At 71.3% G+C, this 3,772-nt stretch carries 5 protein-coding genes; 4 read left to right on the top strand and 1 reads right to left on the bottom strand.

The window, feature by feature from the left end:
• Positions 1-5: 5 nt before the first annotated feature.
• A complete protein-coding gene (locus ACWGI8_RS41260; protein ID WP_453668589.1) occupies positions 6-1,193 on the bottom strand; it encodes a DUF7847 domain-containing protein in 1,188 nt (395 codons plus the stop codon).
• Positions 1,194-1,302: 109 nt separating this feature from the next.
• Here ACWGI8_RS41260 and ACWGI8_RS41255 point away from each other — a divergent pair, with 109 nt between their 5' ends.
• From ACWGI8_RS41255 to ACWGI8_RS41240, 4 genes are all read left to right on the top strand, one after another.
• Positions 1,303-1,623, top strand: coding sequence for a DMT family transporter (locus tag ACWGI8_RS41255; RefSeq protein WP_453668588.1), 321 nt, complete (start codon positions 1,303-1,305; stop codon positions 1,621-1,623).
• Positions 1,623-2,183, top strand: a complete 561-nt coding sequence (locus ACWGI8_RS41250) for a TetR/AcrR family transcriptional regulator (protein WP_453668587.1) — start codon at positions 1,623-1,625, stop codon at positions 2,181-2,183. The genes ACWGI8_RS41255 and ACWGI8_RS41250 overlap by 1 nt, the downstream gene beginning before the upstream one ends.
• Positions 2,184-2,245: 62 nt before the next feature.
• Positions 2,246-2,851, top strand: a complete 606-nt coding sequence (locus ACWGI8_RS41245) for an RNA polymerase sigma factor (RefSeq protein WP_453668586.1) — start codon at positions 2,246-2,248, stop codon at positions 2,849-2,851.
• Positions 2,844-3,772: CU044_5270 family protein (locus ACWGI8_RS41240; protein WP_453668585.1), on the top strand; the 929-nt coding region annotated here is incomplete at its 3' end. The genes ACWGI8_RS41245 and ACWGI8_RS41240, both read left to right, overlap by 8 nt.

The following is a 3,772-nucleotide window of genomic DNA, read 5'->3' as shown; positions in this document are numbered from 1 at the left end:
GCCGCTCACATCACGGGCGGGGCCGGTGGCTGCGGTCCCGGCATGCCCGCGGCCTCGGCGAGGGCCGGGGCCAGGTTCTCCTTGCGGATGCGCAGGTCGACGTAGAGCAGGCCGTTCGCCAGCTGCGGGAACGTCGACGAGATGATCTGGCTGATCAGCTGGGCCACCAGGGCGAAGGCGAGGTAGCCGGCGATCCCGACGAGGACGCTCGATACGGTCGGTTTGTCGCCGGCGCCCATGCTGACGATGCCGGGCACCGTGGCCACCATCTCCACCAGCTGCTGGATCACCAGGCCCGCGACCAGGGCCATCAGATAGGCCAGCAGCGAGATGCCGAAGATCCGCCACCAGCCGCCCCTCACCAGTGCCCAGGAGCGGCGCATCGCCCGGACCGGGCCCTGCCCCTCGAAGACCACGACGGCCGGAGCGAAGGTGAACTTCACCCAGAGCCAGATGGCCAGCGGGGAGACGGCCAGGGCGCCGAGGAAGGCGAGGATCGGGACGATGAGCGGCCCGTTGCCCGCGAGGAGTAGCCCGATCATCAGGCCGACGAAGGCCGCCATGAACAGACCGGCCGGGACCAGCATGACCAGACCGGTGAGGAACACCGTCCCGAGCACCGCCGGAACCCGCGGCCAGGCGCGGCGCCAGACCGTGCCGAAGGTGGTCGGGCGGCCCAGCACGGCTTCCTGGAGAATCGCCGGGACGGCCGCCTGCACCATCGCCGCCGCCAGGATCAGCACCAGCACGCCGAGTGCCCAGACGCACAGGAAGGCGATCAGCAGCGGACGGCCGTCCTCCCAGGTCGGTTCCTGCCCTTCAGGAAGGTTGATGAAGTGGTCCAGCTGGTCGCTGACCGCGCTGTACGCCAGGGCGAGCGCGAGCCCGACGATCAGCGCCGCGCCGGCGTACACGGTCACCGCGATGCCGACGAGCTGCTTCCAGTAGCCACCGATCGTCGCGAAGACGCCGCCCAGGATGTCGCCGAGGCCGAGCGGCCGTAGCGGGACCACTCCGGGCTTCGGCGGCGGAGGCGGCGCCCAGCCGCCCCATCCCGGAGCCCCTCCGTAAGGGCCGCCGGGTCCACCTCCGTACGGCCCCGGTCCGCCGGGCGCTCCTCCGTACGGGCCGCCCGCTGCGCCGTCGTACGGGCCCTGGCCCGGCTGACTTCCCCACCCCATGTTGTCCGACATGTGCCTTGCTCCCACGCTTCTCGTCCCCACCCGATCCCCGACACGGTAGCTGGCCTGGGCATGCCAGTGCTATGTACGTGCGTACCCATCGTTGTGTACGCTCGTACACATGGGATACGGACTGCTGGCCGCCGCCATCGCGGCCGAGGTCGCCGGCACCACGGCGATGAAGTACAGCGAAGGCTTCACGCGACTCTGGCCCTCGCTGTTCACCGTCGCCGGCTATCTGCTCGCCTTCACGTTGCTGGCGCAGACGCTCAAGACCATGTCGGTCGGCACCGCGTACGCGATATGGGCCGGGATCGGGACCGCGGCCGTCGCCGCGATCGGCATGGTCTTCATGAACGAGTCCACGAGCCTGGTGAAGCTCGCCGGTATCGCGCTGGTCGTCGCGGGAGTCGTCGTGCTCAATCTCGGCGGTGCGCACTGATGGGACGCCGGTACGACCCCGAGCGGCGCCAGCGCATCATCGATGCCGCGATCCGCGTCGTCGCGCGCGCCGGTATCGAGGGCCTGAGCCATCGCACGGTCGCGGCCGAGGCCGATGTGCCGCTCGGCTCGACGACGTATCACTTCGCCTCGCTGGACGAGCTGTTGGTCGCCGCGCTCCGGCAGGCGAACGAGGGATTCGGCGCGACGCTGCGGGAGGCCGGCGCCCTGACCGACCCCGGGCGGGATCTCGCCGGGGAGCTCGCCCGGCTCGTGGGGGAGTGGCTCGGCGGCGAACGGACCGGCGTGGAGTTGGAGTACGAGCTCTACCTCGCCGCCCTGCGCCGCCCCGCGCTGCGCCCCGTCGCGGCCGAGTGGACCGACGGTGTCACCGAGGTCCTCGCCCGCCGCACCGATCCGGTGACGGCACGGGCGCTGGTGGCCCTGATGGACGGGATCTGCCTCCAGGTGCTGCTGACGGACACGCCGTACGACGAGGAGTACGCACGCGAGATGCTCTCCCGCGTCCTCGTGCGGGGGAAGGGGTCGCGCATGCCGTGAACCGGATCGCGGGCTGCGGGTAACAGGGGGTGTACTCGACCGACAGCAGATACGGAGACCGCGTGAACGGCCCACCCGACGGACCCGGCGAGGACGCTTCGGTGATCGCCCGGTCCCTGGAACGGCCCGAGCTCTTCGCCGAGCTCTACCAGCGGCACGCCGCCGACATCCACCGCTACGCCGCACGGCGGCTCGGCGACGGCGCGGCCGACGACATCACCGCCGACACCTTCCTCGCCGCTTTCCGTACGCGTGCGTGCTACGACCTCACACGGCCGAGCGCCCGGCCCTGGCTCTACGGCATCGCCGCGAACCTCATCGGCAAGCAGCGCCGCGCCGAGGTCCGGGCCCTGAAGGCGCTGGCCCGGACCGGCCACGACCCGGTCGCCGAGTCCTGGTCCGACCGCGCGGACGCCCGGGTGTCGGCCCAGGCCACGACGGGCCCGCTGGCCGCCGCGCTCGCTGCGCTGTCCTCCGGTGACCGGCACGTCCTGCTGCTGGTCGCCTGGGCCGACCTCGGCTACCAGGAGGTGGCGGACGCCCTCTCCATACCCGTGGGCACGGTCCGCTCCCGGCTCAACCGGGCCCGCCGCAAGGTAAGGGAGGCGCTGGGCGGCGCGGACCCCACGCTCGTACACGATCTTCACGAGGTGACCGGCCATGGATGAGATGACAGCGGTACGGGACCTCCGCGCCGATGCCCCGGTGCCCGACCACGCCCGGCTCACCCCGGCGCGACGGCGCCTGCTGGACGAGATCGCCGGCCCGCGGCGGAGGCGCCCCGGCTGGCGGCTCGCGGCGGTGGGCGCGGCGGCGGCGGTGACGGCGGCGGCGGTTCTCACGACCCTGCTCGGTTCCGGGGGGAAGGACGAGTCGATGCCGGCCGTCGACCCGCGGCCGGACCAGTGGATCTACGAGAAGATCTTCGTGAAGGACCGGTACGGCGTGGCCAAGCCGGATGTCTCGGGTTTTTCCTGGCACGGAGGGAGCGGTCCCGGCGACTGGGACAAGAAGGGCGAGTACTGGTACGGGTACGGAAGCCGAAAGATCTACTTCTCGTACAACGGCCAGAAGCAGCTGAAGCCCTGGGAGTGGACCCCCGAGAGCGGGGCCCGGACACCTGCGGCCAAGCAGGCTCTGCTCGCCAGATTGCCCGATGACCCCGATGAGGTCCTGACGATGCTCCGAAAGGAGCTCAACGACCCCAGGGCCGTGTACCCCACGCAGGCCGTGGGCGACATCTCGAGGGTCCAGCAGTTGCTCCAATTCCCCCTCGCGGCGCCACGTGCCCGGGCCGCGCTGTACCGCGCGCTCGTCGGCATTCCTGGTGTCGAGGTCGCCGAGCACCAGGTCAAGGATGCGGTCGGCCGACCCGCCGTGGCCGTGACGTACATGAACGGGAACCCGACGTCGCGTTCCGGGGGCCGGGAGTGGCCGATCAGCCGGACCGAAATCCTCCTCGACCCCAAGACCTACGCCTACCTGGGCCTGCGGCAGGTGTACGTGGCGGGCTCCGCACGCCACCTCGGTGACGTGACCCGCGAGGGAGACGTCAAGCGGTTCACGGAGGACACCGTCTACGTCGACAT

It is taken from the genome of Streptomyces sp. NPDC054841, assembly GCF_053611045.1.
This window is presented reverse-complemented; position numbering and strand designations above follow the sequence as displayed.